Consider the following 16,598-nt stretch of genomic DNA (forward strand, 5'->3'; position numbering starts at 1 on the left):
GGAACCGGGCCGTCACCGTTCGATCAGCCCTCCGTGGGCTCCGCGGTCGCCGCCTTCTTGCGGGTGCGGCGCGGCTTGGCCTCGGTGGCCTCGGCCGTGTCGGCGGCGGCTTCCGCCTCGGCGGCGGTCTTGCGGGTGCGGCGGGGCTTGGTCTCCGCTTCCGTGGTGTCCGTCGCGGCCTGGGCCGGGATGTCGGCCAGGGGTGCGGTGTCGGCGGTCTTGCGGGTGCGGCGGCGCGGCTTGGCCTCGGCGCCCTCCGCGGTGTCCGCCACGGCCTCGGCGGCCTTCCTGCGGGTACGGCTCGGCTTGGCCTCGGCGTCAGCGGCTTCCGCGGTCGCCGCCTTCTTGCGGGTGCGGCGCGGCTTGGCCTCGGTGGCCTCGGCCGTGTCGGCGGCGGCTTCCGCCTCGGCGGCGGTCTTGCGGGTGCGGCGGGGCTTGGTCTCCGCTTCCGTGGTGTCCGTCGCGGCCTGGGCCGGGATGTCGGCCAGGGGTGCGGTGTCGGCGGTCTTGCGGGTGCGGCGGCGCGGCTTGGCCTCGGCGCCCTCCGCGGTGTCCGCCACGGCCTCGGCGGCCTTCTTCCGCGTGCGACGCGGCTTCGCCTCGCCGGTCTCGGCGCTCCCGGCCGTCCCGGCCGTCTCTGCGGCGCCCTCGGCCGAGTCGACCGCGGTCTGTGCGGCCGCGGACTTCCGGGTGCGGCGGCGGCGCGGCTCGGCGGCGGGAGCCTCGGGCTCCTCGGCCACCACCGGGTCCGTGCTCGCCCCGGCCGCCGGGGTGACCTCGGCCGTCGTCTCCGCCGCGGCCGTCTCGGCCGAGCGGCGGGTGCGGCGGCGCGGCTTGGCCGGAGCCTCGGCGGCGTCCTCGGCCGTGCCCTCGGCCGTCGCGACGGCGGCCTCTGCCGCCGGTGCCGCCTCGGCCGCGACCCCGCCGCGCGTGCGGCGGCGTCGTCGCGGTGTGCGGGCGGCCGTGCCGTCCTCGGCCTCACCGGTGCTCTCGCTCACCGCGGGCTGGGCCTGACCGGCCTCGTCCAGCGGCGTGCCCGCGCGCAGACGCCGGCGGCGGCGCGGCGTACGCGCCGGGCGCTCGCGGTCGGCGGAGCGGCCGCCGCGCCCGCGCGGACCGCGGCCGCCCGGCTCGCCCAGGTCCTCCACCTGCTCGGCGTCCAGCCCGGCACGGGTCCGCGCCGAGCGCGGCAGGACACCCTTGGTGCCCTCGGGGATGCCGAGGTCGCTGAACAGGTGCGGGGAGGTGGAGTACGTCTCCGGCGGGTCGTTGAAGTCCAGCTCCAGCGCCTTGTTGATCAGCTGCCAGCGCGGGATGTCGTCCCAGTCGACCAGCGTGATCGCCGTGCCCTTGGCGCCCGCGCGGCCGGTGCGGCCCACCCGGTGCAGGTAGGTCTTCTCGTCCTCGGGCGACTGGTAGTTGATGACGTGCGTCACGCCCTCGACGTCGATGCCCCGGGCGGCGACGTCGGTGCAGACCAGCACGTCCACCTTGCCGTTGCGGAAGGCGCGCAGCGCCTGCTCGCGGGCGCCCTGGCCGAGGTCGCCGTGGACCGCGCCGGCGGCGAAACCGCGCCGCTGGAGCTGCTCGGCGATGTCGGCGGCCGTCCGCTTGGTGCGGCAGAAGATCATCGCCAGTCCGCGACCCTCGGCCTGCAGGATGCGGGCGACCATCTCCGGCTTGTCCATGGAGTGGGCGCGGTAGACGAACTGCTTGATGTTCGCCACCGTGGCGCCCTCGTCGTCCGGCGCGGTGGCCCGGATGTGCGTGGGCTGCGACATGTAGCGGCGGGCCAGGCCGATGACCGCGCCCGGCATGGTGGCCGAGAACAGCATGGTCTGGCGCCGGGCCGGAAGCAGATTGATGATCTTCTCGACGTCGGGCAGGAAGCCCAGGTCGAGCATCTCGTCGGCCTCGTCCAGCACCAGGGCCTTGACGTGGCTGAGGTCCAGCTTCTTCTGGCCGGCCAGGTCCAGCAGGCGGCCCGGGGTGCCGACGACCACGTCGACGCCCTTCTTCAGCGCCTCCACCTGCGGTTCGTAGGCGCGGCCGCCGTAGATCGCGACGACGCGCACATTGCGCACCTTGCCGGCGGTGAGCAGGTCGTTGGTGACCTGGGTGCACAGCTCGCGGGTGGGGACGACGACCAGCGCCTGCGGGGCGTCGGTGAGGTCGTCCGGCTCGGCGCGGCCCGCCTCCACGTCCGCCGGGACGGTGACCCGCTCGAGGAGCGGAAGGCCGAAGCCGAGCGTCTTGCCGGTGCCGGTCTTGGCCTGGCCGATGACGTCCGTGCCCGAGAGGGCGACGGGGAGCGTCATCTCCTGGATGGGGAAAGGTGTGGTGATGCCGACGGCTTCCAGGGCCTCGGCGGTCTCGGGAAGGATCCCGAGCTCTCGGAACGTCGTAGTCAGGGTGCTGCCTCTTCTGTGTGCGCGGTACGAGGCGAGCGCGGGGGTCTTGATGTGACCGTGCCGGGGACGTCGGCTGCCTTACGGGCTGTGCCGTGAGGCACGGGACCACTGCCTACGCTCCAGCGCTCGAACCGCTGAGGGTGTCCCCCTCCGGAACCCGTACGCAAGGTGCCGTACGGTCCATGAGGGCTGTCTGGTCGGAGCCGATCGGGCCACCGACCGGGCATCCTCATACATGCGGCCTGTCGAGTACGTCGACGTGCTCAGCAGGCTCATTACCACCATACCCCGGATTCGCGCACATGCGATGGCCGATTTGGTCACGTAGTCGTCGTCACACTGATCGACCAGGACCTTCCCGGATGCGGCAGGCGGGCTATTGTGCGCTTCATGACGAGCTCTGACAAGCCTGATCGCGCCGCGGACGCCCCCGAGACCACCGACGCACACACCGGTGTCGCTGCCCTCGACTGGGCGGCCGCCTCAGCCGACCCGCAGTACCGCGCCGCCGTCGTGGACCTGCTCGGCGCGCTCGCGTACGGGGAGCTGGCGGCGTTCGAGCGGCTGGCGGAGGACGCCAAGCTGGCGCCCACGCTGGAGGACAAGGCGGAGCTGGCGAAGATGGCCTCGGCCGAGTTCCACCACTTCGAGCGGCTGCGGGACCGGCTGGCGGAGATCGGTGAGGACCCGACCAGCGCGATGGAGCCGTTCGTCGCCGCGTATGACGGCTTCCACAAGCAGACCGCGCCCTCCGACTGGCTGGAGGGGCTCGTCAAGGCGTACGTCGGCGACTCCATCGCCAGCGACTTCTACCGTGAGGTCGCCGCCCGGCTGGACTCCGACACCCGCGCCCTGGTGCTGGCCGTACTGGACGACACCGGGCACGGCGGCTTCGCCGTGGAGAAGGTGCGCGCGGCGATCGAGGCGGATCCGCGGGTGGGCGGACGGCTGGCGCTGTGGGCGCGGCGTCTGATGGGCGAGGCCCTGTCCCAGTCGCAGCGGGTGGTCGCCGACCGGGACGCGCTGTCCACGATGCTGGTCGGCGGCGTCGCGGACGGCTTCGATCTCGCCGAGGTCGGCAAGATGTTCTCCCGCATCACCGAGGCCCACACCAAGCGCATGGCCGCACTGGGCCTCGCGGCCTGACACGGCTCCCTCGTCGGAGAGGGTGACCGTACCTGCCCCGGGGGCGGCGAGGACCGCGCATCTCACCTCGACCGAGGGCGCCCGGGTCCGCGGCGCCGTACGCGGTTCCCCGCGCCCCCCGGGTCCGTGCGCCGCGCCCTCTTCGGTACGACGGCCCCGGCGGCCCTTACGCGGTCGCCGACCGCCCCCGCAGTCTTCCCGCGGGCCGCAGCAGCAACGACAGAGACGCCACGCAGACGATCACCGCACCCAGCAGGCCGGCCGCCAGGCCACCCGCCTCCAGCGCCGTATCCGCGAGAAAGGCACCGAACAGGGCTCCGGCCACCCCCGTGGACAGCACCAGCGCACGGGCCGGAAGCCGGTGCGACAACCAGTGGGCGGCCACCCACGACAGAGCAAGGCCGAGGATCGCGGAGCTGAGCGCTTGCAAGAGCATCTCGGGGGTCCCTCCCACATGGCCGGCCTGCTCACATCGGTCGTAGCCCGGTTTACCCCTGACCTGCGGAATCCAATCCTCCCCTGTGGGGGTTCCGTGCTCCATCCGTGGACGCGCGCCCTGGTGACGGCGCGAGCACGCCGAGGGCACGACGGGAGCGGGCGGCAGCACCACGAGAGCGGACGAGAGCGGACGGCAGCACCACGAGAGTGGACGGCAGCACGACGAGAGCACGACGAGAAAGGGCCCGGCGGTGTCGTACCGCCGGGCCCTTCGCCCGTATGTGTCCCGCGCGTTCCGCTACAGCGCGCCGAAGCCCACCTTGCGCGGAGCGGGCTCGCCGATCTCGACGTACGCGACCCGGTCGGCCGGGACGAGGAGCTTGCGGCCGTGCTCGTCCACCAGGCTCAGCAGCTGCGACTTCCCGGCCAGCGCCTCGGCCACCACGCGCTCGACCTCCTCGGCGCTCTGACCGCTCTCCAGAACGATCTCGCGCGGCGCGTGCTGCACGCCGATCTTGACCTCCACGGCTATGTCCCTCCGACGGTCAGTGAAGTGCGCGACCTACCGCGCCGTACTCCGCACACATTAGCCCGGTGAGGGGACCTGCACGGTCCGCCCGGCCACGCCAGGAGCGAACAGCCGACGGGAACAGACGCCCGCCCGCCGCGCTCAGCGCTGCTGCTCGCCGCCCTGCTGCTGACCGGCGTCGCTGCCGTGCAGCGGGAAGCCGGCGATGCCCCGCCAGGCGAGCGAGGTGAGCAGTTGGACCGCCTGGTCGCGCGGCACCGTGCGGTCGCTGTGCAGCCAGGCCCGCGCCACCACCTGGGCGAGACCGCCCAGACCCGAGGCGAGCAGCATCGACTCGTCCCGGGACAGGCCGGTGTCCTCGGCGATGACCTCGCAGATCGCCTCGGCGCAGTCGTTCGTGACCTTGTCGACCCGCTCGCGCACGGCGGGCTCGTTGGTCAGGTCCGACTCGAAGACCAGGCGGAAGGCCCCGCCGTCGTCCTCCACGTAGGCGAAGTACGCGTCCATGGTCGCCCGGACGCGCTGCTTGTTGTCCGTCGTCGACGCCAGCGCGTTGCGCACGGCCTGGATCAGTGACTCGCAGTGCTGGTCCAGCAGTGCGAGATAGAGGTCGAGCTTGCCCGGGAAGTGCTGGTAGAGCACCGGCTTGCTCACGCCGGCGCGCTCGGCGATGTCGTCCATCGCAGCCGCGTGGTAGCCCTGCGCGACGAACACCTCCTGGGCGGCGCCCAGCAGCTGGTTCCGTCGGGCTCGGCGCGGCAGGCGGGTGCCCTTCGGGCGTACCGCCTCTGTCTGCTCGATGGCTGTCACGCCGCCTCCCATTGTCGTCCACATGCGGTGTGAGCCGCGCCGCCATCGTACTTTTCGGTAACCGTGGTGTGCGCGGTGAGAACGCAGAATTTCACGGACCGGACGACGACGAAAGCGGCACGGACGGTTTCAAACGTCGCAGGAGCGGGCAACACGCGGTCTCTCCCCTGCTCCGATCAGCGGTAGTCGTCCTCGTCCAGGGAGACGATCCGAGCCTGTTCCAGCAGGTCCGCCTCGTTGGCGCGGTCCGGGTCGACGCCCGTCAGCGGGTCGTCGTGCTCCGGCATGATGTCCGCCTGCTGCTCGGCCGCGTCGACCCTGGGGGCCTCGACGTCGTACTCCTCGCCCTCCTGGGCGTCCTCGACTTCCTCGAGCGTCTCCGGGTCGGTGGGGTCAACGGCCATGTCGGGCTCCCTTCCTACGATCGTCCCTGGTGATGCAGGGGCCATATGCGGGTGCCCTCTGTCCGAGCCTAGGAGACACCCGATCCGGACGCTATGCGATGAGCGACCCTCAGGTGACCCGGTGCGCACCCGGTGACCGGCCGTTTTCGACCGGCGCTGTGACGGCGAACACATGAACCACCGCGTGATCGTCTCGTAACATTGCCGCATGTCTTCGACCGAGCTGCCGTCCGTGCCGCCCGCAAACGTGCTGCCCAAGGCGGCCGCCGTGAGGGTCGGGGAGGGCGAGCATCTCAGGTCGGTCCGGCTGCCCGGCGTCACCCTGACACTACGGGCACGCAGGCCCGCGCGGGAGGGGCTGCCGCCCGCCCTCTACGTCCACGGCCTGGGCGGCTCCTCGCAGAACTGGTCGGCGCTGATGCCGCTGCTCGACGACGTCCTCGACAACGAGGCCGTCGACCTGCCGGGCTTCGGCGATTCCCCGCCCCCCGACGACGGCAACTACTCGATCACCGCGCACGCCCGCGCGGTGATTCGCTATCTGGACGAGTCCGGGCGCGGCCCGGTCCACCTCTTCGGCAACTCGCTGGGCGGGGCGGTCGTCACCCGGGTCGCCGCCGTGCGCCCCGACCTGGTCCGCACGCTCACCCTGGTGTCGCCCGCCCTGCCCGAACTGCGGGTGCAGCGCACCGCCGTGCCGACGGCGCTGCTCGCGGTGCCCGGGGTGGCACCCCTGTTCACCCGCATCACCCGTGAGTGGACCGCGGAGCAGCGGGTGCGCGGCGTGCTGGCGCTCTGCTACGGCGACCCCTCGCGGGTGACTCCGGAGGGCTTCCGCAACGCCGTGCACGAGATGGAGCGGCGCATGCGACTGCCGTACTTCTGGGACGCGATGGCCCGCTCCGCGCGCGGGCTCGTCAACGCCTACACCCTCGGTGGCCAGCACGCTCTGTGGCGCCAGGCCGAGCGGGTGCTGGCGCCGACCCTGCTGATCTACGGCGGCCGGGACAAGCTCGTCGGCTTCCGCATGGCCCAGCGGGCGGCCCGCGCCTTCCGGGACTCCCGCCTTGTGACGCTGCCCGACGCCGGCCATGTGGCGATGATGGAGTATCCCGAGACGGTGGCCGCCGCATTTCGTGAACTCCTCGCCGATGCGGGGGAATCTCCGGCCGAGGGGGCTACCTTGGTCCGGGGCGCGAAGGGCGCCCCGGACGCGTCCGCCGGTGCGGACGCGGCCGCCGACGGCGGAGTCACCGCCGACAACGTGAGGGGCTGAGGCGCGACGTGGGACGCCACAGCCGTCGTGGACCCGCCCCCAAGGGCGGCACCACGGAGACGACCCCGACGCGCCAGAGCCGCGCGGGCGTGGACGAGACGCGCCGAGGCACGGGTCGCTGGGACACCAGGGCTCCGCAGGCCGCCCGGCCGCAGCAGGCGCCGCCCGGTCCCGGGCCCGGCGGGCGGACGTACCCGGCCCCGGGTCAGGGGGCCGGCGCCTACGACGGCGCCCGGTACGACGCCCCGGCTCATGGCACCCCGCCCCACGGGACGCCGGTCCTGGGTGCTCCCGGACGGGGGGCGCCGGGACGAGGAACTCCGGGACGAGGGTCTCCGGGGCCGGGCGGCCCGGCGTACGGTGCCCCGCCCTACGGAGGCCCGCCGCGCCCGATGCCGGGACGCGAGACGCCACGCGGCCACGGGGCCGAGCCCCACGGGACGCCGGCGCAGGGTGTTCCGCGTTTCGCGGACGGGACTCCGGCGCACGGAGTCCCGCGCTTTCCCGACGGCACGCCCGCGCAGGGCGTCCCTCGTTTCGGCGACGGTACGCCCGCGCAGGGCGTCCCTCGTTTCGGCGACGGTACGCCCGCGCACGGTGTCCCTCGTTTCCCCGGCGGCACGCCCGCGCAGGGCGTCCCGCGCTTCCCCGACGGCACGCCCGTGCACGGCACGCCGCGGGTGCGCGGCGGTCACCCGGAGCAGCGGGAAGGCGGAGGCGGCTGGGGCGAGCTGAACGGGCGGACGGCCGCGGCGGCCGGTCAGGGCAGGCAGGCCGGGGTGGCCCCGCCCCTGCCGCGGCAGCGGCAGGCGCCTGCCGGCAACCCCGTCGGCGCCGGCGGCGTCCGGCAGGAGTACCTCGACGCCTTCGACGAGCCCGGCGATCTCTTCACCCCGCGCACCAAGCCGGCGCCCCGCCGGGGCGCCGACCCTTACGCCACGGTCACCGAATGGGACACCGCCTCCCCGGCCGACGCCGCGGACGACCCGTACGAAACGGACGCGGCGGACGACGACGCGCCGCCCACCGGTGCGCCCGCGCGGCCGAAGGGCGGCAAGGGGCGCACGTTCACCGGGATCGCGGCCGCGGCCGTCACCACCGCGCTGGCCGTCGTCGTCGCCGGGCAGGTCGCCGACGACCGCAGCGGCGGCGCGGTGCAGGCGCAGTCCGCCCCCGAGCAGTCCCGCGACGACCGGGGCCCCGCCTCGCGCGGCGACGACCGCGAGACGCCCGGCGCCAAGCCGGCGACGTACGAGCAGAAGATGAGCAAGAGGTACCCGCTGGGCGCGGACCTCACCGGCTCGGGCGTGTTCGAGGCGATCCGCGGCGTCGACAAGGCGCCCGGCAAGGGGCAGAAGATCACCTACCGGGTGGACGTGGAGAAGGGACTCGGCCTGGACGGCGAGCTGTTCGCCGAGGCCGTGCACAGGACGCTGAACGACCAGCGCAGTTGGGCGCATGGCGGGGCGCGCACCTTCGAGCGGATCCACTCCGGCCGGCCCGACTTCGTGATCACCCTGGCGAGTCCGGGCACCACCGCCAAGTGGTGCGCCAAGTCCGGTCTGGACACCACCGAGGACAACGTCTCCTGCGACTCGGCCGCCACCGAACGCGTGATGATCAACGCCTACCGGTGGGCGCAGGGCGCCGAGACCTACGGCGACGACCTGCTCGGCTACCGCCAGATGCTGATCAACCACGAGATCGGGCACCGGCTCGGCTACGGCCACGTCACCTGTGACAAGGACGGCGATCTGGCCCCGGTGATGCAGCAGCAGACCAAGTTCCTGGATCACGACGGCATCAGCTGCCGCCCCAACCCCTGGGCCTACCCGAACAGCTGACGGGTGATCACCTGGCTCTGAGCGGCGGGCGGCCGACGGGCGCGTAGCGCGGCCAAACGCGCCCCGCACGGGAAAGTTACGACCGTTCACCCCTTTTGGTGGAGCGACGGACAACCGTCCGTCGCTCCACCGCCTTGTCCGCATACGTTCGTCCCGCTGCGAGCCGCCGGGGCAACGGCGGCTCCCCATACGGGAGATCGGGGGTGCTTGTGCGCATCGGACTGCTTACGGAGGGTGGTTACCCGTATGTGAGCGGTGACGCCAGGCTCTGGTGCGACCGCCTGGTGCGCGGGCTCGGTCAGCACGAGTTCGACGTCTATGCGTTCAGCCGCAGCCAGGCCGAGGAGGACGAGGGCTGGGTCCCGCTGCCGCCGCAGGTCAGCCGGGTGCGTACGGCGCCGCTGTGGACGTCGGAGGACGACGGGGTGGTGTACGGGCGCCGCGCACGCCGGCGCTTCACGGAGCACTACGCCGAACTGGCCGCCGCGCTCTGCACCGCCGACCCCGCACCGGCCGGTACCCGTTCCGACGCCGGCACCGCCGAGGCGCCCGGCGTCCCGCATCAGGCGGACCGTTTCGCCAATGCCCTCTACGGGCTCGCGGAACTCGCCCGCGAGGAGGGCGGACTGGCGGCGGCCCTGCGGTCGGAGGCCGCCGTACGCGCCCTGGAGTGCGCCTGTCGCGCGCCCGGTGCCCAGCGCCCCGCGCGCGAGGCGCGCGTCCCCGATCTGCTCACCGTGGCCGCGCACCTGGAGCGCGCCCTGCGCCCCCTGACCCTCGACTGGTACGAGGAGAACGGCCTCGGCGCGGTCGATCTGTGCCACGCCGCCTCCGGCGGCACGGCCGCGCTGCCCGGCCTGCTCGCCCGTCACTTCTTCGGCGTCCCGCTGCTGGTGACCGAGTACGGCGTGCGGCTGCGCAGGCACTACCTCACCCGGCCCGACTCCTCACCGGCCGTCCGGTCCCTGCTCGCCGCCTTCCACGGCAGGCTCGCCGCCGAGATCTACCGGCAGGCCGCCTTCGTCACGCCGGGCAACACGCACGCCCGGCGCTGGCAGGAACGGTGCGGCGCCGACCGGACGAAGCTGCGCACGGTCTACCCCGGCATGGACGCCGCCCCCTTCGCCGAGGTGGGCGAGAGCCAGGCGAGCGCCGACCCGCACACCCTGGTCTGGGTCGGGCGCGTCGAGCCGGCCAAGGACCTGGTGTCGCTGCTGCACGCCTTCGCGGAGATCCGCAAGCAGGAGCCCGGCACCCGGCTGCGCATCGTCGGCGGCCCGGCCGGGCCCGAGGGCGAGGCCTACCTCGGCCACTGCCGCATGCTGGCCGCCCAGCTCTTCCCCGACGAGGCCGAGGGACCGCACGCCGTGGGCGACAACCCGGTGTCCTTCGAGGAGATCGGCGGCCCCGAACTGCCCACCCCGGCCGACGCCTACGCCGCCGGTGCGGTGACCGTGCTGTCCAGCGTGGTGGAGGGCTTCCCCGTGCGGCTGGTCGAGGCGATGCTCTGCGGCCGGGCCACCGTCTCCACCGACGTCGGCGCGGTCGTCGAGGTCATCGGCGGCACCGGCCTGGTCGTACCGCCGCGCAACCCGCGGGCGCTCGCCGAGGCGTGCGTCTCCCTGCTGCGCGACCCCGAGCGCCGTGAGCGCCTCGGAGCCGCCGCCCGCGCCCGCGCGCTGGAGCTGTTCACCGTCGAGCAGAACATCGCCGCCTTCCACGGTCTCTATCTGGAGACCGTCGCCCGCACCCCGGTCCGCCGCCTGCCGCTGGACCGCACCGGCGTCCCCCGGCCCTTCGCCAGCCCCGCCGAGGCCCACGTCCCCGGCCACTGGACCGACCCCGCGCCCCGCCCCGTGCCCCGCTGGGCCGCGCCGGAGCAGGTCCCCGTCACGGAGGCAGCACGATGACCGACCTCAGCGCGCCGGCCCGTGAGCCGGGCACTCCCGCCCCCCGCCGGGGCGCCGACCCGGTGAAGGCCCTGCTGCACCGCCACCGCGAGCTGTGCGAGACCGCCGTCGACCCCCTGGAGATCGCGGCCGGCCTCGAGGCGCACGGCGTCACCGACCGCACCGCCGCCCGCTTCCGCCACCGGGACGTCTTCTCCCTGGCCGAGGAGCTCTACGCCCGCGCCAACCACCACACCGACGCGCCCCCGGCCGCACCGCCCGCACCGGCGCCCCGCACCACCTGGGCGGTCCTCACCCTGCTGCCCGGCCTGCTCTGCCTCGCCACCCTCGTGGCCCTCCGCCACACCGGCGGCCAGACCCGCCTGCTGACCGCCGCCGCGGGCGCCCTGGCCGTCCACCTCAGCCTGCGCGCCGCCCTGCGCCGGGGTCCCCTGAGCGGACCCCGCTGCCCGGGCACGGCCCTGCCGGTCTGCTGGCTCGTCGCCCACGCCCTGCTGGGCGAGGGGCTGCTGCGCGCCGCGCTCTCCGGCGGCCCCGACACCCCGCCCACCGGCGCCGACTGGCCGCTCACCGCGGCGACCCTCGCCGCCCTCGCGCTGGCCTGCGCCCCCGCCGCCTGGACGACCCACCTCTTCCGCACCCGCACCCACCGCCGGCTCACCGCCAGCCGGGCCCTGGAGGACTTCGCCACCTCGGTGCGCCCGCTGCTGCTCGGCACGGTCGCCCTCCAGCTGCTCGCCGTGGCCGCCCTCACCCTGCTCACCGCGACCCTCCTCGACGAGGCCCCGGCCCTCGGCACCACCCTCACCCTGGGCGCCCTGCTCCACCTGTCCCGCCTGCTCACCGTGCACGGCTTCACCCACGCCCCCCGGGTGATCCTCACCGCCACGGCACTCACCCAGGCGGCCGCCCTGGCCGCCGTGTTCGCCGCGCGCCTGCCCGGCCTGGCCGCCCTCGCCACCCCCGTGGAGACCCTGGTCACCGAGGGGACGCCGGCCGCCCTCCCCGCTCTCACCTGCGGCGCGGCGGCCTGCGTCCTGCTGCTCCACGCCGCTCGCCGGCTCACCCGAGCCTCGGCCCACGCCCACGCGGAGGCCCGCCGATGACCCCACCGGCAGCCGGGGCGTCCGCCGGCAACCGCACATGGCCTCACCCCGACGAAGGAGAACCCCACATGACCATCCGTCCAGGAGCCTCGTACGACGCGGAAGGAGTCGCGCGATGAGAGTCCTGCTGATCGGAGCCAACGGATTCATCGGCCGCTTCGTGGCGGACCGCCTGCTCGCCGATCCGGCCGTGCAGCTCACCGCCCTCGGCCGCGGCGACGACGCCGACGTCCGCTTCGACCTCGCCACCGGCAGCCCCGGGGCGCTCACCCGCTTCCTCGACGCGGTCCACCCCGGCGTCGTGGTCAACTGCGCCGGCGCCACCCGGGGCGGCGCCCGGGAACTCACCCGGCACAACACCGTCGCCGTGGCCACCGTCTGCGAGGCGCTGCGCCGCAGCGGCTGCGGCGCCCGGCTCGTGCAGATCGGGTGCAGCTCGGAGTACGGACCCAGCCAGCCCGGCTCCTCCACCGCCGAGGACGCGGTGCCGCGGCCCGGCGGCCCCTACGGCGTCAGCAAGCTCGCCGCCACCGAACTCGTCCTCGGATCCGGCCTGGACGCCGTCGTGCTGCGGGTGTTCTCGCCCGCCGGACCCGGGACCCCCGCCGGATCCCCGCTCGGGCGGCTCGCCGAGGCCATGCGCCGGGCCATGCAGTCCGGCGACGGCGAACTGAAACTGGGCGGGCTCGGCGCCCAGCGGGACTTCGTCGACGTGCGCGACGTCGCGCGCGCGGTGCACGCCGCCTCGCTCTCCGCGGCACAGGGCGTCATCAACATCGGCTCCGGCCGGGCGGTGCGGCTGCGCGACGCCGCCGCGATCCTCGCCCGGGTCGCCGGCTACGGCGGCGCGCTCCACGAGCTCGACAGCCCCGGCGTGCACGCCCCGCACGGGGTCCACACCCACAGCCCGCATCTGCGGACGGCCATCGGCCACCCCCGCTCCGGCGACGGCGACCACCACCCCGCACCCGTGGCCTTCCCCTACCCCGACGGCTGCGGCAGCTGGCAGCAGGCCGATGTGCGCACCGCACGCGACCGGCTCGGCTGGCGCCCCCGCATCAACCTCGAGGAATCCCTGGCCGACATCTGGATGGAGGCGGCATGCCGTATCTGAGCCGTGCCGAACCCGGCCTCACCTGCACGGACTTCCGCACCGGCTTCGGCATTCCCGGTATCGCGCACCCGCTCGTCGCCCCGGCCGAGTGGAAGGCGCTCACCGAGCCCGGCACACCCCTGCACTGGGTCGTCCTCGACGTGGCCGACGGGCCCGGCGCCCAGCCCGACCCGCACTGCCTGGACGCGGCCGGACGACTGCGCAACGCCGGTGTCCGTGTCCTCGGCCGCCTCGACTCGGCGCACGGCGACCGCGGTCTCGGCCAGGTGATCGCGGACGCCCACCGCTACCTCGACTGGTACGAGGTCGACGGCTTCCTGCTGGACCGCCCTCCCGCCGACGCGCTGAGGCTGTACGAGGTGCGGCGCACCACCGCCGCGCTCCGCGTGCTGTGTGACGGTGCCCATATCGTCCTCGGCCACGGCATCCACCCGCACCCGGGCTACGCCGAGATCGCCGACCAGCTGGTCACCTTCTCCGGCCCCTGGAGCGACTACCGCTGGTCACAGGTCGCCGAGTGGACGGCCGACCTGCCGCCGGAGCGGTTCTGCCACTTCGTTCACGGAGTGCCGCGCCCCCACCTGGAGGAGGCGCTGCGCATCGCCCGCTGGCAGGGGGCCGCGACGATCTACTTCACCGACCACAGCGATCGCACCGGGCGCGGGGGCCGGTCCGAGACCTGGGAGACGAATCCCTGGGAGGTGCTGCCCGGCTACTGGGATGAAATCGTCTCGCGGATCGGAACAGGTGTCTCGGAATGAAAAAGCCCATGGCAGTGTTACGGGAGGAACAACCGTACTGATTGACCGACCAACGGAGTCCCCGTGTCGCTGCCACCCCTGGTCGAGCCCGCTTCGGAGCTCACCGTAGACGAGGTCCGCAGGTACTCCCGCCACCTGATCATCCCCGACGTGGGGATGGACGGGCAGAAGCGGCTGAAGAACGCCAAGGTGCTGTGTGTGGGCGCCGGCGGCCTGGGCTCGCCGGCGCTGATGTACATGGCCGCCGCGGGCGTGGGCACGCTCGGCATCGTGGAGTTCGACGAGGTCGACGAGTCGAACCTGCAGCGCCAGGTCATCCACAGCCAGGCCGACATCGGCCGCCCCAAGGCCGAGTCCGCGCGGGACACGGTCAAGGGCATCAACCCGTACGTGAACGTGGTCCTGCACGAAGAGCGGCTCGAGGCCGACAACGTGATGGACATCTTCAGCCAGTACGACCTGATCGTCGACGGCACGGACAACTTCGCGACCCGCTACCTGGTCAACGACGCCTGCGTGCTGCTCGGCAAGCCGTACGTCTGGGGTTCCATCTACCGCTTCGACGGCCAGGCCTCGGTGTTCTGGGCGGAGCACGGTCCCTGCTACCGCTGCCTCTACCCGGAGCCCCCGCCCCCCGGCATGGTTCCGTCCTGCGCCGAGGGCGGCGTGCTCGGCGTGCTGTGCGCCTCCATCGGCTCGATCCAGGTCAACGAGGCGATCAAGCTGCTGGCCGGCATCGGTGAGCCGCTGGTCGGCCGCCTGATGATCTACGACGCCCTGGAGATGCAGTACCGCCAGGTCAAGGTCCGCAAGGACCCCAACTGCGCGGTCTGCGGCGAGAACCCGACCGTCACCGAGCTGATCGACTACGAGGCCTTCTGCGGCGTCGTGTCCGAGGAGGCCCAGGCGGCGGCCGCCGACTCCACGATCACTCCCAAGCAGCTCAAGGAGTGGCTGGACGACGGTGAGAAGATCGAGCTCATCGACGTCCGCGAGCCGAACGAGTACGAGATCGTCTCCATCCCGGGCGCCCGCCTGATCCCCAAGAACGAGTTCCTCATGGGCAACGCCCTGGAGAGCCTCCCGCAGGACAAGAAGATCGTCTTGCACTGCAAGACGGGTGTCCGCAGTGCGGAAGTGCTCGCCGTCCTGAAGTCCGCCGGCTTCGCCGACGCGGTCCACGTCGGCGGCGGCGTCATCGGCTGGGTCAACCAGATCGAACCCCACAAGCCGGTGTACTGACCCCGGCATCCGCCCCCTGGCGGATCCGAAGAAGCCCACGGCTCCGGACAGCCCGGACGCCGTGGGCTTCTCTCATGCCCGGACCCGCACGTCCGTCATGCTCACGTGCAGACCTTCCCGTCCTTCGGGACCGTGCCCTCGATGAGATAGGCGTTGACGGTGGAGTCGACGCAGTCGCTGCCGTTGCCGTAGGCGCCGTGGCCCTCGCCCTTCCAGGTGAGGACCACACCTACGTCCTTGCCGAGTTCGTCGGCCATGCGGCGGGCGCCCTCGTAGGGGGTGGCCGGGTCGCCGGTGTTGCCGATGACCAGGATGGGGGCGGCGCCCGGGGCGCTCACCTCGGGGGTGTCGTGCCGGCCGGGAACCGGCCAGTCGTGGCACCAGCCGGCGATGTCCCAGCCGAGGGCGGGGCCGAAGACGGGGGAGATCTTCTCGAACTCCGGCAGCAGCTTCTTGGTCTCCGCCAGGCTCGGCCGCGCCTTGTCGTCCAGGCAGGAGATGACCCGCTGGGAGTGGGTGGTCGTGCCGTAACGGCCGGAGGCGTCGCGCTCGTTGTAGCCGTCGGCCAGGGCGAGGAGCTGGGAGCCGTCACCCTCCTCGGCGGCCCGCAGGGCGCTGGTCAGCGCCGGCCAGCCGTCCTTGCTGTAGAGGGGGAGGATGATGCCGGTGATCGCCAGGGACTGGGTGAGCTTGCGGCCCTTGGTGGAGGTCGGCAGCGGCTCGGCGTCGATCCGCCGCAGCAGGTCCGCTATCTCGCGGGAACCCTGCTCGGGGTCCTTGCCGGTGGACTTCAGGTAGGCGTCGAGGGCGCGCTGGAAGCCGAGGGTCTGGTTGCGGGCGTGGCCCACCATGTCGGCCGTCGGGTCGACGACCGCGTCGAGGGCCATCCGGCCCACCTTCTTCGGGAAGAGGTGGGCGTAGACGCCGCCCAGCTCGGTGCCGTAGGAGATGCCGAAGTAGTTCAGCTTGTCGTCACCGACGGCCTGGCGGATGCGGTCCAGGTCGCGGGCCGTGTCGGTGGTGGAGACGTGGCCCAGCAGCTCGCCCGCCGACTTGGCGCAGCCCTTGCCGAAGTCGGCGGCGTCGGACAGGAACGTCCGCTCCTCGGCCGGGGTGTCGGGCGTGGTGTCCACCGTGGCCTCGGCCGCCTGGATGTCCTTGTCCTCACGGCACCTCACGCCCTCGCTGGCGGCGACGCCGCGCGGGTCCCAGCTCACCAGGTCGTAGTGCTCGCGCAGCTTCGCGACCGTGCCGGCGTAGGACGGCAGCATCGACACGCCGGAGCCGCCGGGGCCGCCGAAGTTGAACACCAGGGAGCCGCGGCGCTCGTCGCCGGTGGCCTCGGCGCGGATCAGCGCCAGGCCGATCGTCTTGCCGTCCGGCTTCGACCAGTCCAGCGGCACCTCGAGCGTGGCGCACTGCCACTCCTCGCCCGGGGCGGGGGCGTCATCGGTGGACTCGCACTTCTTCCAGTCGAGCGCGGAGTCGCCCCACTTGCCGTCGTCGCGGGCCCCGTCGTCGCCGGACGAGCCGGTGCAGCCCGCCGTCAGGAGCGCGGCGGCGACCCCGAGAGCCGTCCACCGTACGAAGCGCGTCATGTGCCACAT

The 16,598-nt window shown here is 73.5% G+C and carries 14 protein-coding genes; 8 read left to right on the forward strand and 6 right to left on the reverse strand.

Translation table 11 applies throughout. The features are described 5' to 3' along the window. Window positions 1-23: 23 nt before the first annotated feature. The gene (locus tag HCJ93_RS20580) at window positions 24-2,318 is read right to left on the reverse strand and encodes a DEAD/DEAH box helicase (RefSeq protein ID WP_206317712.1); all 2,295 of its coding nucleotides are present in this window, start codon (window positions 2,316-2,318) and stop codon (window positions 24-26) included. Window positions 2,319-2,801: 483 nt separating this feature from the next. Between HCJ93_RS20580 and HCJ93_RS20585 the strand changes: the two genes are divergently transcribed. Continuing rightward, a complete protein-coding gene (locus tag HCJ93_RS20585) occupies window positions 2,802-3,557 on the forward strand; it encodes a ferritin-like fold-containing protein (RefSeq protein WP_206317713.1) in 756 nt (251 codons plus the stop codon). Between the two features lie 166 nt (window positions 3,558-3,723). On the opposite strand, the gene HCJ93_RS20590 is transcribed toward HCJ93_RS20585, so the two are convergent. The 4 genes from HCJ93_RS20590 to HCJ93_RS20605 form a co-directional block, all read right to left on the reverse strand. Then, window positions 3,724-3,993: a hypothetical protein gene (locus tag HCJ93_RS20590; RefSeq protein WP_167997237.1), complete on the reverse strand. Its 270-nt coding sequence runs from the start codon at window positions 3,991-3,993 to the stop codon at window positions 3,724-3,726. A gap of 300 nt (window positions 3,994-4,293) precedes the next feature. Next, window positions 4,294-4,521 carry a DUF3107 domain-containing protein gene (locus tag HCJ93_RS20595; RefSeq protein ID WP_167997238.1) on the reverse strand — a complete coding sequence of 76 codons (228 nt, stop codon included), beginning with the start codon at window positions 4,519-4,521 and terminating at the stop codon, window positions 4,294-4,296. 144 nt (window positions 4,522-4,665) lie between these two features. Then, window positions 4,666-5,334: a TetR/AcrR family transcriptional regulator gene (locus HCJ93_RS20600; protein ID WP_167997239.1), complete on the reverse strand. Its 669-nt coding sequence runs from the start codon at window positions 5,332-5,334 to the stop codon at window positions 4,666-4,668. Window positions 5,335-5,510: 176 nt separating this feature from the next. Then, complete coding sequence (locus HCJ93_RS20605) at window positions 5,511-5,738, reverse strand: Rv3202a family protein (protein ID WP_167997240.1); 228 nt, start codon at window positions 5,736-5,738, stop codon at window positions 5,511-5,513. Window positions 5,739-5,946: 208 nt separating this feature from the next. Between HCJ93_RS20605 and HCJ93_RS20610 the strand changes: the two genes are divergently transcribed. The 7 genes from HCJ93_RS20610 to moeZ all read left to right on the forward strand — a co-directional run bounded on the left by HCJ93_RS20610 (window position 5,947) and on the right by moeZ (window position 14,991). Next, on the forward strand, window positions 5,947-7,014 hold the full coding sequence (locus tag HCJ93_RS20610) for an alpha/beta fold hydrolase (protein ID WP_167997241.1): 1,068 nt from the start codon (window positions 5,947-5,949) through the stop codon (window positions 7,012-7,014). Between the two features lie 662 nt (window positions 7,015-7,676). Continuing rightward, window positions 7,677-8,858 carry a DUF3152 domain-containing protein gene (locus HCJ93_RS20615; RefSeq protein ID WP_373563594.1) on the forward strand — a complete coding sequence of 394 codons (1,182 nt, stop codon included), beginning with the start codon at window positions 7,677-7,679 and terminating at the stop codon, window positions 8,856-8,858. Window positions 8,859-9,067: 209 nt separating this feature from the next. Then, window positions 9,068-10,768: a DUF3492 domain-containing protein gene (locus HCJ93_RS20620; protein WP_167997314.1), complete on the forward strand. Its 1,701-nt coding sequence runs from the start codon at window positions 9,068-9,070 to the stop codon at window positions 10,766-10,768. Further along, window positions 10,765-11,874, forward strand: a complete 1,110-nt coding sequence (locus HCJ93_RS20625; protein WP_167997243.1) for a hypothetical protein — start codon at window positions 10,765-10,767, stop codon at window positions 11,872-11,874. The genes HCJ93_RS20620 and HCJ93_RS20625 overlap by 4 nt, the downstream gene beginning before the upstream one ends. A 115-nt stretch (window positions 11,875-11,989) precedes the next feature. After that, a complete protein-coding gene (locus HCJ93_RS20630) occupies window positions 11,990-12,988 on the forward strand; it encodes an NAD-dependent epimerase/dehydratase family protein (RefSeq protein WP_167997244.1) in 999 nt (332 codons plus the stop codon). Continuing rightward, window positions 12,976-13,749, forward strand: a complete 774-nt coding sequence (locus HCJ93_RS20635; protein WP_167997245.1) for a spherulation-specific family 4 protein — start codon at window positions 12,976-12,978, stop codon at window positions 13,747-13,749. The genes HCJ93_RS20630 and HCJ93_RS20635 overlap by 13 nt, the downstream gene beginning before the upstream one ends. A 63-nt stretch (window positions 13,750-13,812) precedes the next feature. Next, window positions 13,813-14,991: an adenylyltransferase/sulfurtransferase MoeZ gene (moeZ, locus tag HCJ93_RS20640; RefSeq protein ID WP_167997246.1), complete on the forward strand. Its 1,179-nt coding sequence runs from the start codon at window positions 13,813-13,815 to the stop codon at window positions 14,989-14,991. Between the two features lie 101 nt (window positions 14,992-15,092). Here the strand turns inward: moeZ and HCJ93_RS20645 are convergent, their stop codons facing one another. After that, a complete protein-coding gene (locus tag HCJ93_RS20645) occupies window positions 15,093-16,589 on the reverse strand; it encodes an alpha/beta hydrolase (RefSeq protein WP_167997247.1) in 1,497 nt (498 codons plus the stop codon). Between the last annotated feature and the right edge of the window lie 9 nt (window positions 16,590-16,598).

Origin of the sequence: Streptomyces composti (assembly GCF_012034205.1) — a bacterium.
In the GTDB taxonomy this organism is placed as follows: domain Bacteria; phylum Actinomycetota; class Actinomycetes; order Streptomycetales; family Streptomycetaceae; genus Streptomyces; species Streptomyces composti.

What these genes read in the sequence shown, in the direction of transcription:
- HCJ93_RS20580 (WP_206317712.1), bottom strand. Translation starts at nt 2,318, where the DNA reads ATGACGCTCCCCGTCGCCCTCTCGGGCACGGACGTCATCGGCCAGGCC.
- HCJ93_RS20585 (WP_206317713.1), top strand. Translation starts at nt 2,802, where the DNA reads ATGACGAGCTCTGACAAGCCTGATCGCGCCGCGGACGCCCCCGAGACC.
- HCJ93_RS20590 (WP_167997237.1), bottom strand. Translation starts at nt 3,993, where the DNA reads ATGCTCTTGCAAGCGCTCAGCTCCGCGATCCTCGGCCTTGCTCTGTCG.
- HCJ93_RS20605 (WP_167997240.1), bottom strand. Translation starts at nt 5,738, where the DNA reads ATGGCCGTTGACCCCACCGACCCGGAGACGCTCGAGGAAGTCGAGGAC.
- HCJ93_RS20610 (WP_167997241.1), top strand. Translation starts at nt 5,947, where the DNA reads ATGTCTTCGACCGAGCTGCCGTCCGTGCCGCCCGCAAACGTGCTGCCC.
- HCJ93_RS20625 (WP_167997243.1), top strand. Translation starts at nt 10,765, where the DNA reads ATGACCGACCTCAGCGCGCCGGCCCGTGAGCCGGGCACTCCCGCCCCC.
- HCJ93_RS20630 (WP_167997244.1), top strand. Translation starts at nt 11,990, where the DNA reads ATGAGAGTCCTGCTGATCGGAGCCAACGGATTCATCGGCCGCTTCGTG.
- HCJ93_RS20635 (WP_167997245.1), top strand. Translation starts at nt 12,976, where the DNA reads ATGCCGTATCTGAGCCGTGCCGAACCCGGCCTCACCTGCACGGACTTC.
- HCJ93_RS20645 (WP_167997247.1), bottom strand. Translation starts at nt 16,589, where the DNA reads ATGACGCGCTTCGTACGGTGGACGGCTCTCGGGGTCGCCGCCGCGCTC.